The sequence below is a fragment of the Collinsella sp. CLA-JM-H32 genome, assembly GCF_040098165.1.
Taxonomy (GTDB): Bacteria; Actinomycetota; Coriobacteriia; order Coriobacteriales; family Coriobacteriaceae; genus Collinsella.
In genome coordinates, this window is the sequence record NZ_JBBNMZ010000002.1 from 100,989 (window position 1) to 120,836 (window position 19,848).

The following is a 19,848-nucleotide window of genomic DNA, read 5'->3' on the forward strand; positions in this document are numbered from 1 at the left end:
CCGAATAATGGTGTCAAGTATTCCGAAATCGTTTTCTGCAAGGTTAGCGCCGGCGGCGAGTTCTCGTGATGTGTGTCCATATTCACTCGGAATAATGGTGCGCGAGACTTTTTCGCTCCGGCGTCATCACAAACCTTGACTCTACAATCGTTATAGGGTTTTCACTACACTGGTACGTAAACAAACCCAGCCAGAAAGCCCCGCCCATGGAACACGACCTCACACGCGGCAATGTCCTTAAGACCATCGCGGTCTTTGCCCTGCCCTATATGCTCTCGTACTTTTTGCAGATGCTCTACGGTATGGCCGACCTGTACATGATGGGGCAGTTTAGCGGCGCCGCCGGCATCACTGCCGTGGGCAATGGCGCGCAGACGCTCTATATCATTACCGTGACGCTCGTGGGCTTGGCCATGGGAACTACGGTTATCGTCGGCCACGCTGTGGGCTCGCGCCGTTTCGATCGCGCCGAGACCGCCATCGGCAACACCATCACGCTCTTTATGGGCGTCTCGGTGGTGCTGGCCGCTGTCCTGCTCGCACTGTGCCCGCAAATCGTGGCGCTCATTGGCACGCCGGCCGAGGCAGTCGAAGGCACCGCCGCCTACCTGCGTATCTGCTTTGTCGGCATTCCGTTTATCGCCGCGTACAACATTCTCTCGGCCATCTTTCGCGGGCTGGGCGATTCGCGCTCGCCTATGTACGTGATCGGCGTGGCGTGCATCATCAACATCGCGCTCGACTTTCTATTTATCGGCCACATGGGACTCGGCCCCGTGGGTGCGGCGCTCGGCACAGTAACCGCCCAGACGGCAAGCGTTGCCCTCGCGCTCGTGTGGCTCAAGAGCCGTCGCACGAACATCCACGTTAAGCGCAGCGACCTGCGCCCCCAGCCCGAGGTGCTCGGCAGCATTCTTAAGATCGGCGTGCCCGTGGCCGTGCAGGACGGCTGCATCCAGGTGGCGTTTATGTTTATCACCGTCATCGCCAACCATCGTGGCCTGGTCGACGCCGCTGCCGTGGGCCTGGTCGAGAAGATGATCAGCTTTTTGTTCATTGTGCCGAGTTCCATGGGCGCCACTGTCAGCGCGCTCACGGCGCAAAACGCCGGCGCGGGCAAGGGCGACCGCGCGCGTCAGGTGCTTAAGGACGCCATGACGATCTCGGTGGTGTACGGCTGTCTGATCACGGTGCTGATGTGGCTGGTGGCGCCGGCGTTTATTGGCTTTTTTGCCAAGGACTCCGCGGTGGTCGCGGCCGGCACCGGCTATATGCGCAGCTACATTTTCGACGCGATTTTTGCCGGCATCCACATTTGCTTTAGTGGCTTTTTCGCTGCATACGGCAAGAGCTACATCGGCTTTGCGCACAACGTGCTGGCCGTGGCGCTCATTCGCGTGCCGGGCGCGTGGCTGCTGTCGAACGCCTATTCCGACACGCTGTTTCCCATGGGCATCGCTTCGCCGTGCGGATCGATTTTGTCGGCAGTCATCTGTGTTGTCGCGTTTACCGTGCTCAACCGGCGCGGGGCTTTTGACAAGCTGGTGGCGTAGCGGGGCAACGCGAGTCTGACGCCCCTCCCCTGCTTTTTGCCGAAAGGAGCGGTCCTGTGACCGACATGCCAAGTGAACATACTGAGGGCCTGCTCCGCATTGGCGAAGTTGCACGCCTGTTTAATCTGAGTGTGGGCACGCTGCGCCATTACGAGCAGATGGGCTTGCTGGACCCGGCGCACATCGATCCGGTGAGCGGGTACCGCCACTACGGATCGCGGCAGCTCTCCACCCTCAACACCATCAGCCACCTGCGTGTTCTCGACTTGCCGTTGGCGCAGATTCGCGAGTTCGTGACCACGCGCGATGTGGACCTCATGCAGCGGCAGCTAGCTCAGCAGCAGGAGCTCATCGAGCGCAAGCGCCGCGAGCTGGAGCGCGTGTCGCGCAAGATCGATAACCGGCTTGCGCTGCTGCACGATGCCTTGAACACCAAGCTCGATACCATTTGCACAATCGATGCGCCCGAACTTCGCTGCGCCGTGCTGCGCGAACGCGTCAACCCTACCGACGCCTATGCGCTGGAGTGGCAGATTCGTCAATTGCAGAAGGGCCAGCACGAGACCTTTGTCTTCCTGGGCAACTTGGGCGTTGGGATTGGCGCCGAGCGTCTGGCCGCCGGCGACTTTGATGGCTACGACGAGGTCTTTCTGCTGCTCGACGATACCGATGAATACCTGGGCGATGTCGAGACACGGCCCGCCGCACGCTGCCTGACTATAAGCTTCCGCGGCACGCACGGGCAAGCGGGTCCGCGCTACGAGCAGCTGCTCGGCTATATGCGCGAGCACTGCCTGACACCCGCCGGGCCTTCGCGCGAGATCGCCCTTATCGATGACATCATCAGCGACGACCCGGCGACCTACGTGACGCAAATCACGGTGCCCGTATCGCTAGGCTAGACCGAACCTCGTCTCTAGCTCGGTCAACGCCTCAAAAGCATCGCGAGACGCACCTGCCAAGCGCTCACGTTCCGCAATGCGAATTCGCGCCATCAGGTGCTCTTTTGCCTGCCCTTGGGCGTGCTTCGTGCGCCCTTCCGCCTGCGAGCAATTGCGATTCTCTATATCCATTACGCCTCCGGCACCTCACCAGTAGCCAAGATCTGCTCGAGTGCATCCTCGTCCAACACGGGTACGCCTAGCTGTTCGGCTTTGGTGAGCTTGGAGCCTGCTTTGGGGCCGGCGACCAGATAGCTCGTCTTCTTTGAAACACTGCCCGAAACCTTGGCACCAAGCACCTTGAGCGCCGCGCCCGCCTCGTCGCGCGTGCGGTTGACGAGCGTGCCGGTGAGCACGAAGGTCAGGCCTGCGAGTGGTTGTGCGTCGGCGAGCTCGCCCGCCACGCCAGCGTCGGCTGCGGCTTGCGCGTGCGCGGCGCCCAAGTCGACCTCGAGCGACAGGCCCGCCTGGCGCAGGCGCTCCAGCACGGCAAGGTTCTCGGGCACGGCCAGGAACTGCTTGACGCTCGCCGCAATCTTGGGACCGATGCCCTCGCACTCGGCGATGTCCTCTTCGCTCGCCAAAATGAGCTTGTCAATCGACAGGAATCGCTCGGCGATGACCTCGCCCACACTCTTGCCCACGTGGCGGATGCCCAGGGCAAACAGCACGCGACCGAGCGGCTGGCTCTTGGACTTGTTGAGCTCGGCGATGATTTTCTCGGCCGTCTTGAGGCCTACCGGAATGGGATCGCCCTTCTTGACGCCCTTTTTGCTGTTGGAGCTGGCATAGGTGCGCCCCGTGTCCAAGCCGGCGATGTCGTCGACCGTGAGCTGGTAGAAGTCCGCAACATCGTGAATCAGCCCGGCGGCAATCATCTTGTCGACGATCTCGTCGCCCAGGCCGTCAACATCCATGCAACCGCGGCTCACCCAGTGGAGCAGGCGCTCCTTAAGCTGTGCGGGACAATCGATGGAGACGCAACGATAAGCGACCTCGCCGTCCTCGTGGACCACGGGGCTACCGCACACGGGGCAGACCTCGGGCATGTGCCAGTCGACCGAATCGGCCGGGCGTTTATCGAGCACCGGGCCCACGACCTCGGGGATCACGTCGCCCGCCTTATGCACGATGATGGTGTCGCCCTCGCGCACGTTTTTGCGACGGATCTCGTCAATGTTGTGCAGCGTGGCGCGCGCGATGGTGGAGCCGGCGACTGTCACCGGGTCGAACTCGGCGACCGGCGTGAGCACACCGGTGCGGCCCACCTGGATGCGAATTTCGCGCAGGACGGTCTGCTTTTCCTCGGGCGGAAACTTAAAGGCAATGGCCCAGCGCGGTGCGCGGGCGGTAAAGCCCAGGTCAAGCTGCTGCTGGAAGCTATCAACCTTTACAACTACACCGTCGATGTCGTAGTCTAGGTCGCCGCGATGCTCAAGGGCCTGGGCGCAGAACTCGTGGACCTCGACCGGTGTGGCGCAACGAGCCACGTTGGGGTTGACGCTAAAGCCGGCGCTACGTAGCCAGTCCAGAAACTCGCGCTGGCTGTGAACGTGCAGCGGATCGGTATCGGCGATGGCATAGATAAAGGTAGCCAGGTCGCGCCGCGCCGTAATCTTGGGATCCTTCTGACGCAGGCTACCGGCGGCAGCGTTGCGCGGGTTAGCGAATGGGTCGCGGCCCTCGGCATCGGCCTCTTCATTCAGGCGGACAAAGCTGCCCTTGGGCATATAGACCTCGCCGCGCACCTCGATGGTGCGCTCGCGGTCGGCGCCCATATGGGCGAGCGCCGCCTCGGACAGATGCATGGGCACGTCCTTGATGGTGCGCACGTTGAGTGACACATCCTCACCCGTTGTGCCGTCACCGCGCGTAGCGGCGCGCACAAAGGTGCCGTTTTGGTAAGTAAGCGCCACGCCCAGGCCGTCGATCTTAAGCTCGCAGGTATAGGTGACGCTACCGGCACCGAGCGCATCCTCGGTGCGCTGGAGCCACGCGTCAAGTTCATCCAGATCCATGGCATCGTCCATGGAATACATGCGGGCCATGTGTGTGACCGGCGTAAACTGCTCGCTCACGTAGCCGCCCACGCGTTGGGTGTAGCTGTCGGGCGTTACCAGATCGGGGTAGGTCGCCTCAATTTCCTGCAGCTCAACGAGCATTTTGTCAAAGGCGGCGTCCGTGATCTCGGGCGCATCGAGCATGTAGTAGCGATAGGCGTGGTAATCGAGCTCGTGGCGCAGCTCGGCCGCGCGCGCTGCCGCCTGGGCACGGGCATCGGTCGGTGCGGTGGCTTCCGCGGTCGCGGGTGTTTCGGTATCGATGTCCACGCCGTCACCAAACAGGCTCGATTGCTCCATAGCGGCACTCCTTCGCTCGATTTCAAACGGATACAAGAGTACCACCGGTCGCAATGGGGCCGAATAGCGGTCTCAAACCGCACCGAATCGGCAGCCGCCAGACTGGGGTGGACAGTTAGTTCAGATACGTATAAATCCTAGAGCTGGATTAGACACGAACACCCCTGTTTCAACTAATTTGGGCTCCCTGAGACCATGTAAACGTCCCGCTCGCCCTCCCAAACACCCATTCAAACCCCATCCCAATCAAAATTGCTCAAAACGCATCCCAAGCTGCCCCAGATTTATACGTATCTGAACTAACTGTCCAGACCATTACGAACCAGGCCTCTTGCCAGCCACAAGTGATCCGTTTTCCTCCGTTCCCAACGGATCAATGAGAAAAGAGGGGGCTGTCCCACATTGATGGGACGGCCCCCTTTGGCATCGGTATGTGCGATACGGCTCGTTAGTAACCCTGGCCGTAGCCCTGGCCCTGACCCTGCTGGCCCAGCAGCTCCTCCAGGTACTGGCGCAGCTGCTCGTCGGTAATACCGCCGTTGCCGGTGTCGGTCGAGCTGTCGTCCTGCTGCTGGTTCTGCAACTCCTCATCGGAGCCCAGCTCAACCGTGACCTTCTTCTCGTCCTTGCCGCGCATAAGCGTGATCTCGACCTTCTCGCCCACCTCGTGGCTGCGCAGTGCGATAATCAGGCCATCGGCGCTCGTGATCTCGTCGTCGCCCAGCTTGGTGATGACGTCGCCCTCCTGAATTCCGGCCTTAGCAGCAGGACCATCCTCAACGACGCTCGCCACATACGCGCCGCTATCGGTGCTCAGCTTGTTGGTGCGGGCGTTAAGCGCATTGACGCTCGAAAGTGTGGCGCCCAGATACGGATGAACCGGCGTCTTGCCGCCGATGATCTGGTCGGCAATGTTCTTGGCGTAGTTAACGGGAATAGCAAAGCCCACGCCCGAGCTGGAGCCCGAATAGCTCTCGATGAGCGAGTTGATGCCCACCAGCTCACCATTGTCGTTAACGAGCGCGCCACCCGAGTTGCCCGGGTTGATGGCGGCGTCGGTCTGAATCATGTTGGCATAGATGGTGTTACCGCTGGTAGAGCTCATGGCCGTGGAGCGGTAGAGCGCCGAGACGATACCGGTAGAGACAGATTGTTCGTTACCGAACGGCGAGCCGATGGCCATGACCCACTCGCCCACGTTGAGCTTGGAGGAATCACCGATCTCGATCGGCGTAAGCTTGGAGGCGTCGGCGTCCTTGAGCTTGATGACGGCTAGGTCGCTCGAGGCGTCGTTGCCCACGAACTCGGCCTCGTAGGTGGTGCCGTCGTCCATGGTCACCACGTACTGGTCGTAGCCATCGACCACATGGTTGTTGGTGAGGATGTGGCCCTCGGTATCGAGCACAACGCCCGAGCCGACGCTGCCCGAGCCATCCGACTCGTCGGCAGACTGCGAAAGCGAGCCATTCTGGCTGCCGCTCGAAGTGGCGGTAATGGAAACCACGGAGGGCAATGCCTTGGCAGAAACGGCCTCGGCCAGCGTGGTGTCCTCGGAGTCGATGGTGATCTTTTGCGTCGATGAACCCGAAGCGCCCGCCGTCACGGCGTTCCTGCCGCCGCCGATATCGAGCGTGCCGCTCATAATGAGCGCAATGACCAGCAGGGCTCCGCAGGCACAGCCGGCGAGTGCCGTAATAAAGATCGGCAGCTTTTTGGTCTTGGTCTTGACCACTGTGTGCTTGTTTACAACCTGCTGGCTGCCCAGCGGCTTGCCAGTCTGTGTGTCGTAGGCCTGCACATAGGGAATGTTGCTGCCGGCAGGCGTCGACTCCACCTGCACACGCGGCTGCTGCTGGGTCTCGCCAGCGTTGCCCGCATCCTGGGGACGCTGGGAATCGTTCTCGCTCATGGCTGCGATCCTTTCGTCTAATAACCAAAGGCCCGCCAAACATGTGGCGGGCCATCATTGTTCACGTTGAGTTGTACCCCAAGCTGGGCAGTCCCGAGCACTAGATGCCAAGATTTCAGCTTTGCTTAAGTAATGACATGCTTATAAGCCAATTCGTTTTATGCCGTCATGTCTATTCGATATAACAGTCGATAGCAAAACTATATGTTGAATCGTTAATAAAGTCCGTAATCGTCGCACCCATGCCTGATCCGCACGTCCACTTATCTTTCTCCGCGTCGTATGGCGTTGGCCCCCACCCCGTTTCATATGATGCTTCGCTTTCCGTGAAGTTATTCATCACGTATTTATCCTTCTGCATGAGCGCGTACCAAGCGTTTGCATACATCACAAGCGGATCGGTTTGGACTATCGAGTACTTTCCGGAACGAATCTCAATTTCTGTTTTATCGTTAAAATAAGCGACCGTGAGCTCAATCTTGGCAAGCAGCGGCAACGTTTCATCTGATTCCCTCTGGATTGTTATGACATCACCGGCCATAGCGTCCGCAGACACAATTTCGCTCTCTGGCGTGAAAATAGTCTCTCTGCTTCTTGTTCGCGTTTTTTCATTGCCATTTTCATCTCTGACCACCGTGTCGACCACGAGCGTCAATCGCTTCCGAGCGCCCGGCAACTCCACGGCTTCTGCCATCCCAGCTCGCATCAAAATAGGAGCCCCTGCCATCAGACCTAAAAACTGCTTTCTATCAATCATTCTTCATTCCCCTTGTCTACTTTATTTGACTTTCTCAGCTGAATGGGGATACAGAACAGTCCCGTCAAGTTCCTTATCTTCCACAAAAACTAGAATCCATTTATCACCTGCTTTCAACCCTGAGACATATCCGGAACTTGACTTACGGCGCATATCGATTTTCTTACGGCAACCACTTGGCATAAGCGCCTCAAATTGCCCGTTATGAATATCCGACAGCGTCTGTACTTCAACTGAAATATGTTCGTCATCTTTTCCACCAACGACCGAGGGGCTCGGTTGATAGGCCGCGACAACCAATATCCCAAGAAATGCGCAAAGAAGCCCCAGCGTTTTACGTATGCGCTTTCTATCATCTTCGCCGTCACTCTCCACAATACGTCCCTTCATGCGATATATAAATCGTTGTGTCATATGGAAGAAAACGCAGCTGATTAAACCAACCGTCCCAGACAACAAGCATATATTTCTTATCATTTGAATATGTATTATGCATAGCCACATATCCCGCAACAGCCATCGCATGAGCGTCATGGCTTGACCTGAGAGTCCCAGAAAAAATACTGAGATTTCCAGAATCTGCAGTTGCCCTGAAAGAATCCCAAGATGGATACCAAGCAAATGATGTCTCAAGCCTTTTCCCGCGCCTAGCACAGAACTCCTTAATAGCCGGGGCAGCATTTGGAGATGGAGTCCTTCCTTGGGTAAAGTAAAGGCCCGTAGCTTGATCGAATGACTTATTTGGATCGCCGGATGTTCCCGATAACTGCCAAAGCTCATGATATAAGTCTGGCAATTTGAGCCGGTTTAGCGTTACATAATGGCTGCTTACCGCAAACATTGCAGACACATCGCAAGCATAGGTCCCCGTTTCTTTAATAACCTCTGATTGTGTAGGCGTTATCATCCCTGAAATTGTTTTACTTGCGTCAATGACATATCCTTGCTTATACAGGTCTTTGGGCGATACGAAAACATCCTCGAACCTGCCTGGAGATCCGCTGCGGCTATTTCCCACAGAAGACACCGCTGTTGACCGGCATCCCTTCTCATCTAAAACAACGTTATTATCCAGATCTGCAATACCAAAAGACAGCTCGTCAAATTTCAAAGCAACGATGTCATCTTGGGATGCGAGAAGAGCTATTTCATCGCTTGTATTCTCAATGGGCATAGGGGCGTTCGGAGCCAAGCAGTATTCGCTGATCCACCAAGATCGCTCTGAATCAAATACGACGTAGCCATAGTTAACGTCATCCCGCTTCGCGCGAACGATATACCCGATTGATTCCCCATCGGAATTCACCATTTTTACTGGGTCACAAGCGGTCACCGGCTCATCCGATACGTCATCAAAGAAAGCTTGCGCTTGCTCCACAGCTATTTGCGGTGTGACACGAACCAAGTCGTCGTCTCCAAAAACCAACCTTGGAGACATCAGGGCGGCAAGCAATACTATGAATCCGACAATCACCTTTCTCGAATAACGCATTTCTTCCTCCATCCGTGCAGTAGGGAGATACGGTAACTAAATGATATTCGTGAGATAGTGTTATACGTTTGATATTGTTTTTACTGACCCACTTTAAATCGGTGAAAGGTCTTCTCTTCGCCCTAAACGAGAAAAGGGTACTGGAGAAATCTCCGGTACCCTCACATTCCTCTATTTACTTGCTAGTCCTTAAACAGATAGCCCACGCCACGGACGGTGGTGATGTGTGCCGCGATCTGCGGACCCACCTTGGAGCGGATACGACGGATGTGCACGTCGACGGTGCGCGTGCCGCCACAGTACTCAAAGCCCCACACGCGGTGCAGCAGCACCTCGCGGCTGTAGGCGCGGTTGGGGTGCGTCGCCAAAAAGCTCAGCAGCGAGTACTCCATCAACGTCAGGTCGATGGGCTCGTTATCGAGCGTTACCTGGTAGGTTGCCAGGTTGATCTCGAGGTTATCGATATTGAGCACATCGTCGGCGGTAACGGTCTCCTCCTCGCCCATCAAGCGCTGCGCGCGAGCCTTGAGCTCGTTGGGCGTCGCCGTGGGGCACACAAAGTCGGCATGCGCGTGATTGGGCAGGCGCAGGGTGCCGAGCGCCTCATCGTCGACGATCACCAACATGGGGACGCCGCCACGATCGTCAAGCCACTTGGCAATCTGATCGATGCGGTCGCTGCGGATGCCATCGGAATCGAGAATCAGCAGGTCAAAGTCGTGCGCCGCAGTCGGCGAATCGGGGGTTGCCAGGCTCACCTCGACACCCAGGGTGGTCGTCAAGCTGCGGGCAAACTCGTGGAAGCGCGTCGTGCGCGCCATGAACAGGGCACTCTTTTCGGACATATCGGCCTCCAAAGAAATGAGCTCAATCGTACTGGAACGAGCCAGCGCGATTAGGAGTTCGCCAGGTAGTGCTTGATCTCCCACTCGGTGATCGTAGACTCGAACTTATGCCACTCGTCGCGCTTCTTTTTGAGGAAGAAGCTGTGGATGTGCTCGCCGAGGGCATCCTTCATAAACTGCGAGTCCTCAAACACGTCGAGCGCCTCTTTGAGCGAACGCGGCAGCGGCGTGTAGCCGGCCTCGACCATCTGACGGTCGGTAAGCTTGAGCGTCTCGGCCGTTGCCTCGGGCGGGAGCTCCAGTTTGCGCTCGATGCCGTCCAGACCAGCCGCCAGCGTGACGGCATTGACCAGGTACGGGTTGGCCATGGGATCGGGGCTGCGAAGCTCGATGCGCGTGGACAGCTGCTTGCCGGGCTTGTAGACCGGGATGCGGACCATGCTCGCGCGGTTACGCAGGCCCCACGTGGCGTACTGCGGCACGGAATCGCCGCCCGTGGTGATGCGCTTATACGAGTTGACCGTGGGGTTGGTGATGGCGCTGATCTCGCGCGCGTGTGCCAGAATGCCGGCCATGTAGTGCTTGGCGATATCGGAGAGGTGATACTTCTCGTCGTCCTCGCCCCAAAAGACGTTGTTGCCGTCGTGGTCGAATAGCGACTGGCACAGGAACATGGCGCTGCCGTCCTCGCCCGCCAACGGCTTGGGCATAAAGGAGGCGTGGCAACCGCTCTCGTAGGCCTGCTGCTTAATGATGAGTTTGGCCGTGGTGATGGCGTCGGACATGCTCAGGGCCTCGGCGTGGCGCAGGCTCATGCCGTGCTGCGAGCGACCGGCGGCGTGGAAGGTGTACTCCACGGGCACGGACATCTTCTCGAGCGTGAGGACCGTGTTGCGGCGCAGGTCGCGGGCGGCATCGCTCACCGAAAGATCGAAGTAGCCCACGTTGTCGAGCGGCTCGGGCGTGTGCTCGTCGGGGAAATAGTAATACTCCAGCTCGGCGCCCACGTTGAGCAGATAGCCAGCCTTCTCGGCCTTGCGGAACATGCGGCGCAGGGCATCGCGTGGATCGCCGGTAAAGGGCTTGCAATCGGGAGTGCACACGTCGCAGAACACGCGGGCGACGCCGTTGTGGCTCGGGCGCCACGGCAAAATCTGGAAGGTCGAAGCATCGGGGAACGCCAGCATGTCGGCTTCCTCGGGCGTGGCAAAGCCCTCGATAGCGGAGCCGTCAAAGCCAATGCCCTCCTCAAAAGCGACCTCGAGGTCCTCGGGGCTAATGGCAAAGTTCTTGAGGCGGCCGAGAATGTCGACAAACCACAGACGCACAAAGCGGATGTCACGCTGCTCTACGGAGCGGAGTACGTAATCGATGTTCTGCTGGTTCATGTCGCTCCCCTTTCTTTCGGGCGGGTTTCGACTGGTCTATATCGCAGATACTATCGCAGAAAAATGTTTCCGCAGGGTTAAAGCATATCAAGCGCTCAAAAAACGTGTGTGAACAGGCAGTTGCGAACGAATGGTTAGCGCGAGGTCGAGGCGCGATGTTCGATGTGACCGGGGATCTCGATGCGTTTAGGCGCCAGCTTCGCGGCCTCGCCCACGGTGGTGGTAACAACGTCGATACGCTCGGAGAGACGCTCGACCACGCGCTCGGCAATGGTGAGGGTGTCTTGCGCTGCCGTGGTGACGCCGCCAAAGAGCACATGGTTCCAGGGGTAGTCGTCAAACGTCGCGATCTTGAGCCCCGCCGGCAGCGAGGGACCAAGCTGCGCCAGCGCCTCGGTCAGACGCAGGAAAACCAGGCCGTTGACAGCAATGAGGCCGAGTTTTTTGCCCGCATAGCCGCGGATGGTCTCGTCCAAACGGCCAACGCCCGCGGCGCCACCGTCGGCCAGGGTGACGACCTCGCCCGCAAGGCCGCGTCGCGAAAGCTCGTCGGCAAAGGCCTCGGCGCGCTCTCGACGCACGGGACTGTCGTCGCTTGCCTCGGTGAGCAGGCACAGACGCTCGCTGCCCGCAGCTGCCAAGGCGTCTACCAAGCCGGCGACCAGCTCACGGTTGTTAGATGTCACCAGGTCAACACCGCCGTCGGCAACGTCGCGGTCGAGCAGCACGACGGGCAGACGTCCCGCTGCCGCGGCGATCGCCTTGTCGTTGCCTCCGCAGGTGTTGACGACCAGGCCGTCCACGCCGGCATCGATAAGTCTGGTGAGCGACTCCGCTTCCTTAGCGGGGTCGTTGCCGCTAATGGCCGTCATGAGCGAGCAGCCGCGCGCCGCGGCGCTGGCGGAAAGGCCCTCGAGCATGGCGCTCGAGAACGGGTTGGCGATGTCAGCCAGAATCACACCGATGAGGTTCGTACGCGAGCTGCGCAGATTGCGCGCGGCGGCACGTGGGCGATAGCCAGTGCGCTCGATAACTGCCGCGATGCGAGCACGGGTCTCCTCGGTCATTTGCCCGGGGCGGTTGTTGAGATAGCGCGAGACCGTGGCCGGGCTCACGCCCGCCTCGGCGGCAATGTCCTTGATTCTCATCTGCGCCATAGCGCACCCCGTTTCCCAATGTCGGCAGTCTGAGCCATTTTAGGCATTTTTTAAAAATCTCGGTTGCAAAACGCTGTAGGTGAGTATACTACAACTCGAAACGAAACCGATTTCGTAAACCGATTTCGGTGAGCGTTGGCACACAGGTGCAAAGACGCACCCTACCGTCTTGGCACCTGCGTGCCAACGCCATATCAAAGGTGTACGCACGAGTAAAAGGAGCTGCGCGACCATGGGTAAAACGGTTCTTACCTTCGGCGAGATCATGATGAGACTCTCACCCAAAGACCACCTGCGTATTGAGCAGGCAACCGAGTTTGACGTCCGCTACGGCGGCGCCGAGGCCAACACTGCGCTTTCCCTGGCCTACCAGGGCGACAAGGCCGCTTACGTCTCCGTTGTCCCGGCCAACCGTCTGGGCGAGTGCGCCCTGCGTTCGCTGAAGGCCTACGGCGTCGACACCACGCGCGTCGTGCGTCAGGGCGACCGCCTTGGCTCCTATGTGTTTGAGGTCGGTGCCTCGCAGCGCGGCAACGGTTGCGTCTACGACCGCAAGTACTCTGCCATCAACATGGCCAAGCGCGACGTCTTTGACTGGGACGAGATCCTCAAGGGCATCGATGTCTTCTATTTCTCCGGCGTGACCCCCGCCGTCTCCGATGAGATGGCCGCCGCCTGCAAGGATGCGCTCGCCGCCTGCCGCGCCAAGGGCATCACCACCGTGTGTGACGTGAACTATCGCGGCAAGATGTGGTCGCCCGAGAAGTCGCAGGCCACCATGAGGGAACTCCTGCCGCTCGTCGACATCTGCATCGCCAACGACGAGGATGCGCCTGCTGGCCTCGGTATGACCTGCGTCTCTGGCTCCCTTGCCCACGGCATAGAGGAGCGCGACACCTATGTCGAGATGGCCCGTCAGATCTGCGCCGAGTACGGCTGCAAGAAGGTCGCCTCGGTCGTCCGCAACATCTCCTGCGTCGAGCGCTCCATCTGGATGGGAATGCTCTTTGAGGCCGAGAGCGGCGAGCACTGGTTCTCCCCTGCTCACGACGTGCACGTACTCGAGGGCGTTGCCGCCGGCGACGCTTTCAACGCCGGCCTCGTCCATGCCCTCATCAACGACTTTGACCCGCAGGCTGCCGTCAACTACGCCATCGCGGCCTCGATCCTCAAGCTCACCATCAAGGGCGATTCCAACTTGGTGACCGCAGACGAGATCGCAGCCGTGGCATCAGCCGCCGACGGTGGCACTCGCGTCGCACGCTAGTCCGTCTCCATTCCGCGGGCCGCAGCTTTCCAATCCCATACCCCTGCGGCCCGCTCCCCGATTCCTCCGGCCGGGCAAAACCACCAGTCCCATTCCGGTTTTGCCTGGAATTTCCTACATGACTGGTCGAGCAGCCGGTTTTGGAATTGCTTGAACCCCAAGCAGTGCCTCCGATAACCAATCCAAAATCGGCTCCTGACCAGCACATTTGGCAATCACGCGCCCATGCGCGCCACACATCGAAAGGAACATCATGTTCGATCAGTTCTACACCACGCTTGAGTCCCTGGGCATCGTGCCGGTCGTTGTGCTCGACAAGGTCGAGGACGCCGCTCCGCTCGCCCACGCCCTTATGGCAGCTGGCATGAAGTCCGCCGAGGTCACCTTCCGCACCGCCTGCGCCGCCGAGTGCATCGCCGCTATGGCCGAGGCCGAGCCCGAGATGTGCGTTGGCGCCGGCACTGTCCTGACCGTCGAGCAGGTTGAGCAGGCCCGCGCCGCCGGTGCCAAGTTCATCGTCTCCCCGGGTTACAACGAGAACGTCGTGAAGCACTGCATCGACATCGACCTGCCCGTCCTTCCCGGCACCGTGACCCCCTCCGAGGTTACCGCAGCCGAGAACCTGGGCCTCAAGGTCACCAAGTTCTTCCCCGCGTCCCAGTATGGCGGCCTGAACACCATCAAGGCCCTCGCCGCTCCGTTTGTCGGTCACCGCTTTATGCCTACCGGCGGCGTGAGCACCGCCAACGTCGAGGAGTACCTGAGCTCCTCCGCCATCATCGCCTGCGGTGGCACCTGGATGGTCAAGCCGGCCCTGTTTGCCGACGGCGACTTCTCCAAGGTCGAGCAGATCGCCCACGAGGCCATGGACGTCGTCAAGAAGGTCCGCGGCTAGGTTTAGCTCTCTATCGTGAAAGGGGGCGTGCCCTAGACCTCGCCCCTTTCTTTTAAAGCGGCTCGGAAGCGCGCCGTTTCCGTCACGAACAAGAACCAAAACCGTCTTGTATGCTGATAGAACGTGACGGAAGCGACACGCCCCCGAGCCGCTTTGTATAATCGGCTGGCAGTCGCGCTCAACTGAGCCACTTCGGTAAAAGCCGAGCCATCAAAACAGCTGCGGCGCCGTCTGGAGGAATGGACCTTTGCTTCCGGTCTTTTCCTCCAAGCGGCGCCGTAGCTTTTTTGTGCCCCGGTAGCGTCTCGCACTTGCGGTGAAATACGGACTGTTTACGCCACCTAGGCCGCAAAACAGTCCCTATTTCACCGCAACTTTATATGGGGATTGATTAGATGAACGAGTCTTTGGACAGCTCAAAATAGTCGGGATGCACGGCGATAACCGGGCCCTGTTCCTCGGGCATCAGGTGCAAGTGCGTCTCTGCCAGATAGCTCGCCGTATCGGTGTCGCCTTCCTTAATGGCCTCCAAAATCCGACGGTGCTGACGACGAATCGGCTCCCAATCAAGGTCCTGAGATACCGCGCGCAGCCAGTTATACCGCTCAAAATGCGTATTGACGCTCTTCATCCAATCCCACAACATATGACGGCCGGCAATCTCAAAGCACGTCTCATGGAACAGGTTATCCAGATCAAAGAAACGACGCGTCTCGCTATGGTCGAGCGACTCGGACTCGGCAAGAATCTGCTCGAGCCGACACTTCTGCTCGGGTGTGGCGGCAGAGCAGCATTTAATGAGCACGCTTCTCTCGAGTTTTTCGCGCAAGAAACAGGCGTTCTCGGCGCGCTCCATGCTGATTTTTGAGACATAGGTGCCGCTTTTGGGACGCGTTTCCACCAGCTCCTGCTCACGCAGGCGCACAAAGGACTCGCGAATGGGCGTGCGCCCGATTCCCGTCTCCTTTTCCAGACCAATCGCCGAAAGGCGCGTGCCGGGCTTGAGCTCGGCATAAATGATCTTGGAGCGCAATGCGTTGTATGCCTGATCTTGCAGGCTCTGATAATGCTGGTGCTGTTCCATAAAGCCCTCGGATAAGTCCTCGGTTAGTCGAATACCACCATGCAATACTATCGCATCCCCCGCCCCCTCATAAGTTGCGGTGGAATAGTTCCTGCTCAAAGCCTTCAGCAGCAAAAACAGGAACTATTCCACCGCAACTTCCAACAGTCTTTTTGGGACGTGGCTTTTTTGGCTACCCTGAGCCGCAGGTCGGCCCCTTGCCACAAAAGGAGCCCATCTACTACGTTAACGCGGAGAGCCCAGACCATGCTGAAAAGTGCAAAAACAAAACCGCAGGTAGACAGCTTGTCGATTTTCGAAAAAGCCGACTATGGTTGACCCCTGCGGCTTAAACGTAGTAGATAGGCCCTTTTCGTGGCGCAGCACTACTGCACCCCAAATTGGCACCCCGAGCCCTCGTGAGTTGCCAACAAGCTGTTCGCCCAGCGCTTTATCCGCGCGGCATTCGGAAAATAGCACCACCGTAAGAACCCGCGAACAGCGCTATACGTTGCTATATCTCACTATACTTTGCTATATCTTGCTATACTTTGCTATATCTTGCTATATCTTGAGCAAAGGTGGCTCACATGCAAACAAACCCTTTTAAGCCCACAGCAGGTAAAACACCTCCCACGATTATCGGCCGCGAAGATGTGCTCGAAGAATTCAATGAGGGCCTCGTCAACGGGCCTGGTACCCCGGGGCGCCTAATGCGCATAGCCGGCGTCCGTGGAACGGGCAAGACGGTCCTCCTTGACGAGTGCTCACGTTTGGCGCAAAGCCGTGGCTGGACGGTCATAAAAGAGGTCGCAACCGAGGGACTTTGCCAGCGCATTTTCGAACAGCTGCAGCCCAAATTCCAGGCCAAACACGCCAGATTTGAGCCCACCGTAGCTGGCATATCCATCGGCAGCATAGATATCGAGCGAATCGGCCCATCGCTACGCGACGCCATGAGACAGACAATATCCAAGAATGAAAATGGCCTGCTCATCACTCTCGACGAGGTTCAAGACGCAGAGCTCGATGAGGTCCGAACGCTCTCCATTGCGATTCAGCAGGTTATCGGCGAAGACCTTGATATAGCCTTTGTTTTTGCGGGGCTGCCTTCGATGATTGAAAGCATCATCAACGGAAAGACACTTACGTTTTTGCGCCGTGCCCTCCCCTTTGACCTGAAGGCTGTGGCAGTAACCGAAGTGTCGTACTCCCTCGAGGAAACCATTGAAGCGTCTGGCATGGAGTTGCAGCCAGGTATTGCCGGCCAACTTGCCGAGGCAACGCAAGGTTATCCTTTCATGATCCAACTCGTTGGATACTACGCATGGCAGTTGGCAAGACGCGCACATACACCGATTATTGGAGAAGAAGAAGCCGAGCGCGGCATTGCAACGGCACGCGAACGCTTCTGTGCCATGGTGATTGAGCCCGCGCTACAGCGCATTCCGCCCACGTGCATCGCTTATCTGCTGAGCATGGCATCTTTGGGGCAGACGAGCTCGACCAGCATGGTTGCCGATGCCCTAAACAAAACGCCTCAACAGGTGAGTTCCGTCCGCAGCCGCCTGTTAAGAGAATCGATTATCGAGGCTCCCTCGTACGGCAAGGTCTCATTTGCCATCCCCTACATGCGCGACTACCTCTACGAGCACAAAGCCGAACTGGAAGTTGAACTGTAGAAACGGCAACTGCCCTGCAAGACGAAAACCGTTTTCGTACGGATTAAAGCAGACGTAAACGATTTTCGTCTTGATTTGCGTACGGAATTAAGACGTAAATTGCGCTTTCGTACGCTTATTACCAGACGCAAATTGTTTTCGTCCGGCCATGCGTCCCCAATCTAGACGAAAAGAGCCCCGAGCTCGGGGCTCGATGTAAGTTCTAGGGTGTCAGAAGTTACATCAGCCGCTTATGACCGCTCTGTCTATCTCTCCGAGCGGGACGGGCGCCGATGCCCTGATCTCTGCCATGTCGAGGTGCGAGATCAAATCCTTGGCGCGCTCGCCGGAGTGGTATGCCTTGTTCGGCGCCACCTTCCTGTAGAGCTTCTTGAGCTTCGTCTTCCCCTTGTTGCCCGGCGGCATCTCCGTCTCAGGTGGCAGCCCTAGGAAGGACAGGACGCCGGGCAGGTCGCACAGCATCACGTCCTCGATGTCGGCCTTGGCCGCCAGGTCGACGACTCTCTGCGCTGTCGGCGAGATGTTCGGGGTGCTGCTACCGCCCGCTGGTTCGGAAGCTGGCGGGCAGTAGCGGCAGTAGCGGTGTGGCTCGATAGGCCCGAATATCCGTAAGGAAGGTGCTCGCTCTCATATGTGCTGATATGCCTCGCCTCGCGAACCTTGGGATGCTTCCTGAGGTAATCCCTCAATTCGAGCCACTCTTTATGCTCATAACGCTTCGAAATCGTTTCCCCGTCGACAGTTTCCTTCACATAATGGTATGTTCGAACGCCTTCGAACTTGCCGAACCCGTTCTCGACGCTGAAGTTTCTGAACCAGCGCGAAAACCCATTCAGGTCCATGAAGTTGACTTGGGGATGCCTGTCTTTCGTTCGTTCGAATGAGTGGACGAGCGGAGTGCCTTTGACTTGTTCCAGGCCGAAGGCTTCCATTTCGCGGGCCTGCTCCTTTTTCCAGAATTCGAGATACGACGTCAGCGTCTCGCTTATCGAGATCCTCCGCACGCTTTTCTTGCTTTTGGGCGAGCGAACGCTTCGATCGGCCGCGAACTGCTGCTCAATGAGGATGCTTCTGTTCTCGACGGAGACATCGGACCACGTCATCCCGAGGGCTTCTGCCCTTCTCATGTCGGTGTCGAGCATGAGCATCACGCATGTGATGTGCGCGTCCGGTTCTCGATTGAGTAGGATGTCGAGTAGGCGAGCGGCGTGATGGTTCCTTCGCGGTTGTCGTGGAACTTTTTTGCGTACGAGCCGACGGTGTCCCTCGATTTTTGGACGTAGGTGCCGCTGTTGAGTTCTGCCTTGTAGGCTTCGAGTGCGGCGTCGACCTCTCGGCTTTTGGTGGTATGTACGGTCTGCCACGGCGAATAGCGGTATTTGCCCGTGACCGGATCCTTGCCGAGGCTGTGACGGTAGCGCCACGTGTATTTGTCGCGGCGTTGCTTCGTTCCTTTGCCTATGACGAGAGGTCGGTCGTTCATCGTGTTCCTTGCCTGAAGTGCCTGAGAATCGCGCTCGGTTGCGCGGAATGGCGCAAAGGGCTGGGGCGGGTGGGCATTACCCTTGGTGGTGGGCCCTGCGTGGGGTCACACCCCAAGGGTAATGCTCCGCCTGACCGCTTTCAAGCTCGTTGTGGGTCGAATTTGGGTCGAATTATTCCGCGTACTTTTCTTTCGTAAATCTATGAAAACATCAAATGACCTGGAGTTATATTGACTTCAATTTGGGTCGAAATGTCTGAATGAAACAACGTCGTAGCGACCTCATAACCCGAAGGTCGGTGGTTCAAATCCGCCCCCCGCGACCATGAAACTTCAGGTCGGAAGCATAAAAGCTCCCGACCTTTTTCTTTGTCTAGGGGTTTCGGCATCTCTCGTTCTTTGGGTACCTCGAGGCGGGCAATCAGATAGATGCTTACGAGTATCATAGGGTCTTTTTACGTCGCGGTCGTGTCTCGTACTGGTGCGCCGCTCTTTGTGGGACGTGTCACTTTGCCATAGGTTGTCCGGCGGCGGGGCGCAGGTCGTTCCCCGTGGCGTCGCTCCTTTCGACGCTACGCTGCCTGGCCACTCGTTCCACTGGTGCTTTTTCATGTCGACGCAGCCGTTGTCTCGGAAGGCGACTCCTTCCTCCGTCAGTAGTGCTCGCTGGTCGGGGAAGTTTGGCGCGAGGCGTCCCGCGTGGTTGACGACGCGGTGGCAGGGATAATCGCCGTAGCGATCCGCCTCGCTCAGCACCGCTCCGACCAGGCGAGAGTTTTTCTCCCTGCCGATGAGGCGCGCTATCTGACCGTACGAGGCGACGCATCCCGCCGGAATCTCTGCCACGACGGAGAGAATCTCATAAACCAAATCTTCGTCCAGGACTTTTCCCATCGTATCGCTCCCGTGTTCGCTTTTGCCTTCGGGGGCGCGGCGCCGATCACCCGTGCTGCGATTTTCGCAGCTCCCCTTACCGAAGCATCGAGGGAAAGCGCGTGCGTGTCAAGGTTGTCTGGTCCAGTTGCTGGCTCGATGCCTCGAGATGTTCGCCTCAAG

18 protein-coding genes are annotated in these 19,848 nt (G+C 58.3%); 5 read left to right on the forward strand and 13 right to left on the reverse strand.

Features of this window, described 5'->3' with window-relative positions; genetic code table 11:
- The first annotated feature begins 206 nt into the window (after positions 1-206).
- Positions 207-1,553 (forward strand): MATE family efflux transporter, encoded by a 1,347-nt coding sequence (locus tag AAA021_RS01560; RefSeq protein WP_349087667.1) that lies wholly within the window; start codon positions 207-209, stop codon positions 1,551-1,553.
- A 65-nt stretch (positions 1,554-1,618) separates the two neighbouring features.
- The gene (locus AAA021_RS01565) at positions 1,619-2,455 is read left to right on the forward strand and encodes a MerR family transcriptional regulator (RefSeq protein ID WP_349087770.1); all 837 of its coding nucleotides are present in this window, start codon (positions 1,619-1,621) and stop codon (positions 2,453-2,455) included.
- Between the two features lie 170 nt (positions 2,456-2,625).
- Here the strand turns inward: AAA021_RS01565 and ligA are convergent, their stop codons facing one another.
- From ligA to AAA021_RS01605, 8 genes are all read right to left on the reverse strand, one after another.
- Complete coding sequence (ligA, locus tag AAA021_RS01570) at positions 2,626-4,854, reverse strand: NAD-dependent DNA ligase LigA (RefSeq protein ID WP_349087669.1); 2,229 nt, start codon at positions 4,852-4,854, stop codon at positions 2,626-2,628.
- A 448-nt stretch (positions 4,855-5,302) separates the two neighbouring features.
- Positions 5,303-6,763, reverse strand: coding sequence for a trypsin-like peptidase domain-containing protein (locus AAA021_RS01575; RefSeq protein WP_349087670.1), 1,461 nt, complete (start codon positions 6,761-6,763; stop codon positions 5,303-5,305).
- A gap of 172 nt (positions 6,764-6,935) precedes the next feature.
- Positions 6,936-7,520 (reverse strand): hypothetical protein, encoded by a 585-nt coding sequence (locus AAA021_RS01580; RefSeq protein WP_349087671.1) that lies wholly within the window; start codon positions 7,518-7,520, stop codon positions 6,936-6,938.
- A gap of 21 nt (positions 7,521-7,541) precedes the next feature.
- Positions 7,542-7,895: a hypothetical protein gene (locus tag AAA021_RS01585; RefSeq protein ID WP_195363717.1), complete on the reverse strand. Its 354-nt coding sequence runs from the start codon at positions 7,893-7,895 to the stop codon at positions 7,542-7,544.
- Positions 7,885-9,012, reverse strand: a complete 1,128-nt coding sequence (locus tag AAA021_RS01590; protein ID WP_195192605.1) for a hypothetical protein — start codon at positions 9,010-9,012, stop codon at positions 7,885-7,887. Before AAA021_RS01590 ends, AAA021_RS01585 begins: the two co-directional genes overlap by 11 nt.
- Positions 9,013-9,194: 182 nt before the next feature.
- Complete coding sequence (locus AAA021_RS01595) at positions 9,195-9,857, reverse strand: response regulator transcription factor (protein ID WP_006234733.1); 663 nt, start codon at positions 9,855-9,857, stop codon at positions 9,195-9,197.
- Between the two features lie 50 nt (positions 9,858-9,907).
- Positions 9,908-11,245 carry a glutamine synthetase family protein gene (locus AAA021_RS01600; RefSeq protein ID WP_349087674.1) on the reverse strand — a complete coding sequence of 446 codons (1,338 nt, stop codon included), beginning with the start codon at positions 11,243-11,245 and terminating at the stop codon, positions 9,908-9,910.
- Positions 11,246-11,379: 134 nt separating this feature from the next.
- On the reverse strand, positions 11,380-12,402 hold the full coding sequence (locus AAA021_RS01605) for a LacI family DNA-binding transcriptional regulator (protein WP_349087675.1): 1,023 nt from the start codon (positions 12,400-12,402) through the stop codon (positions 11,380-11,382).
- A 232-nt stretch (positions 12,403-12,634) separates the two neighbouring features.
- On the opposite strand from AAA021_RS01605, the gene AAA021_RS01610 reads away from it, so the two are divergent.
- Together AAA021_RS01610 and eda are read left to right on the forward strand one after the other, a co-directional pair.
- Positions 12,635-13,669 (forward strand): sugar kinase, encoded by a 1,035-nt coding sequence (locus tag AAA021_RS01610; protein ID WP_349087676.1) that lies wholly within the window; start codon positions 12,635-12,637, stop codon positions 13,667-13,669.
- A gap of 253 nt (positions 13,670-13,922) precedes the next feature.
- Positions 13,923-14,564 (forward strand): bifunctional 4-hydroxy-2-oxoglutarate aldolase/2-dehydro-3-deoxy-phosphogluconate aldolase, encoded by a 642-nt coding sequence (eda, locus tag AAA021_RS01615; RefSeq protein ID WP_349087677.1) that lies wholly within the window; start codon positions 13,923-13,925, stop codon positions 14,562-14,564.
- 391 nt (positions 14,565-14,955) lie between these two features.
- On the opposite strand, the gene AAA021_RS01620 is transcribed toward eda, so the two are convergent.
- On the reverse strand, positions 14,956-15,648 hold the full coding sequence (locus AAA021_RS01620) for a GntR family transcriptional regulator (protein ID WP_349087678.1): 693 nt from the start codon (positions 15,646-15,648) through the stop codon (positions 14,956-14,958).
- A 569-nt stretch (positions 15,649-16,217) separates the two neighbouring features.
- Here AAA021_RS01620 and AAA021_RS01625 point away from each other — a divergent pair.
- Positions 16,218-17,309 carry an ATP-binding protein gene (locus tag AAA021_RS01625; RefSeq protein WP_349087679.1) on the forward strand — a complete coding sequence of 364 codons (1,092 nt, stop codon included), beginning with the start codon at positions 16,218-16,220 and terminating at the stop codon, positions 17,307-17,309.
- A gap of 222 nt (positions 17,310-17,531) precedes the next feature.
- Here AAA021_RS01625 and AAA021_RS01630 read toward each other — a convergent pair whose 3' ends face one another.
- The 4 genes from AAA021_RS01630 to AAA021_RS01645 form a co-directional block, all read right to left on the reverse strand.
- Positions 17,532-17,771, reverse strand: coding sequence for a hypothetical protein (locus AAA021_RS01630; protein WP_349087680.1), 240 nt, complete (start codon positions 17,769-17,771; stop codon positions 17,532-17,534).
- Positions 17,771-18,451, reverse strand: a complete 681-nt coding sequence (locus tag AAA021_RS01635) for a tyrosine-type recombinase/integrase (protein ID WP_229077193.1) — start codon at positions 18,449-18,451, stop codon at positions 17,771-17,773. Before AAA021_RS01635 ends, AAA021_RS01630 begins: the two co-directional genes overlap by 1 nt.
- Positions 18,452-18,456: 5 nt before the next feature.
- Positions 18,457-18,792: a hypothetical protein gene (locus AAA021_RS01640; protein WP_349087681.1), complete on the reverse strand. Its 336-nt coding sequence runs from the start codon at positions 18,790-18,792 to the stop codon at positions 18,457-18,459.
- 333 nt (positions 18,793-19,125) lie between these two features.
- Positions 19,126-19,686 carry an MGMT family protein gene (locus AAA021_RS01645; protein ID WP_195520936.1) on the reverse strand — a complete coding sequence of 187 codons (561 nt, stop codon included), beginning with the start codon at positions 19,684-19,686 and terminating at the stop codon, positions 19,126-19,128.
- Positions 19,687-19,848 lie beyond the last annotated feature (162 nt).

What these genes read in the sequence shown, in the direction of transcription:
- AAA021_RS01560 (WP_349087667.1), top strand. Translation starts at nt 207, where the DNA reads ATGGAACACGACCTCACACGCGGCAATGTCCTTAAGACCATCGCGGTC.
- AAA021_RS01565 (WP_349087770.1), top strand. Translation starts at nt 1,619, where the DNA reads ATGCCAAGTGAACATACTGAGGGCCTGCTCCGCATTGGCGAAGTTGCA.
- ligA (WP_349087669.1), bottom strand. Translation starts at nt 4,854, where the DNA reads ATGGAGCAATCGAGCCTGTTTGGTGACGGCGTGGACATCGATACCGAA.
- AAA021_RS01575 (WP_349087670.1), bottom strand. Translation starts at nt 6,763, where the DNA reads ATGAGCGAGAACGATTCCCAGCGTCCCCAGGATGCGGGCAACGCTGGC.
- AAA021_RS01580 (WP_349087671.1), bottom strand. Translation starts at nt 7,520, where the DNA reads ATGATTGATAGAAAGCAGTTTTTAGGTCTGATGGCAGGGGCTCCTATT.
- AAA021_RS01590 (WP_195192605.1), bottom strand. Translation starts at nt 9,012, where the DNA reads ATGCGTTATTCGAGAAAGGTGATTGTCGGATTCATAGTATTGCTTGCC.
- AAA021_RS01595 (WP_006234733.1), bottom strand. Translation starts at nt 9,857, where the DNA reads ATGTCCGAAAAGAGTGCCCTGTTCATGGCGCGCACGACGCGCTTCCAC.
- AAA021_RS01600 (WP_349087674.1), bottom strand. Translation starts at nt 11,245, where the DNA reads ATGAACCAGCAGAACATCGATTACGTACTCCGCTCCGTAGAGCAGCGT.
- AAA021_RS01605 (WP_349087675.1), bottom strand. Translation starts at nt 12,402, where the DNA reads ATGGCGCAGATGAGAATCAAGGACATTGCCGCCGAGGCGGGCGTGAGC.
- AAA021_RS01610 (WP_349087676.1), top strand. Translation starts at nt 12,635, where the DNA reads ATGGGTAAAACGGTTCTTACCTTCGGCGAGATCATGATGAGACTCTCA.
- eda (WP_349087677.1), top strand. Translation starts at nt 13,923, where the DNA reads ATGTTCGATCAGTTCTACACCACGCTTGAGTCCCTGGGCATCGTGCCG.
- AAA021_RS01620 (WP_349087678.1), bottom strand. Translation starts at nt 15,648, where the DNA reads ATGGAACAGCACCAGCATTATCAGAGCCTGCAAGATCAGGCATACAAC.
- AAA021_RS01625 (WP_349087679.1), top strand. Translation starts at nt 16,218, where the DNA reads ATGCAAACAAACCCTTTTAAGCCCACAGCAGGTAAAACACCTCCCACG.
- AAA021_RS01630 (WP_349087680.1), bottom strand. Translation starts at nt 17,771, where the DNA reads ATGCTGTGCGACCTGCCCGGCGTCCTGTCCTTCCTAGGGCTGCCACCT.
- AAA021_RS01635 (WP_229077193.1), bottom strand. Translation starts at nt 18,451, where the DNA reads ATGCTCGACACCGACATGAGAAGGGCAGAAGCCCTCGGGATGACGTGG.
- AAA021_RS01640 (WP_349087681.1), bottom strand. Translation starts at nt 18,792, where the DNA reads ATGAACGACCGACCTCTCGTCATAGGCAAAGGAACGAAGCAACGCCGC.
- AAA021_RS01645 (WP_195520936.1), bottom strand. Translation starts at nt 19,686, where the DNA reads ATGGGAAAAGTCCTGGACGAAGATTTGGTTTATGAGATTCTCTCCGTC.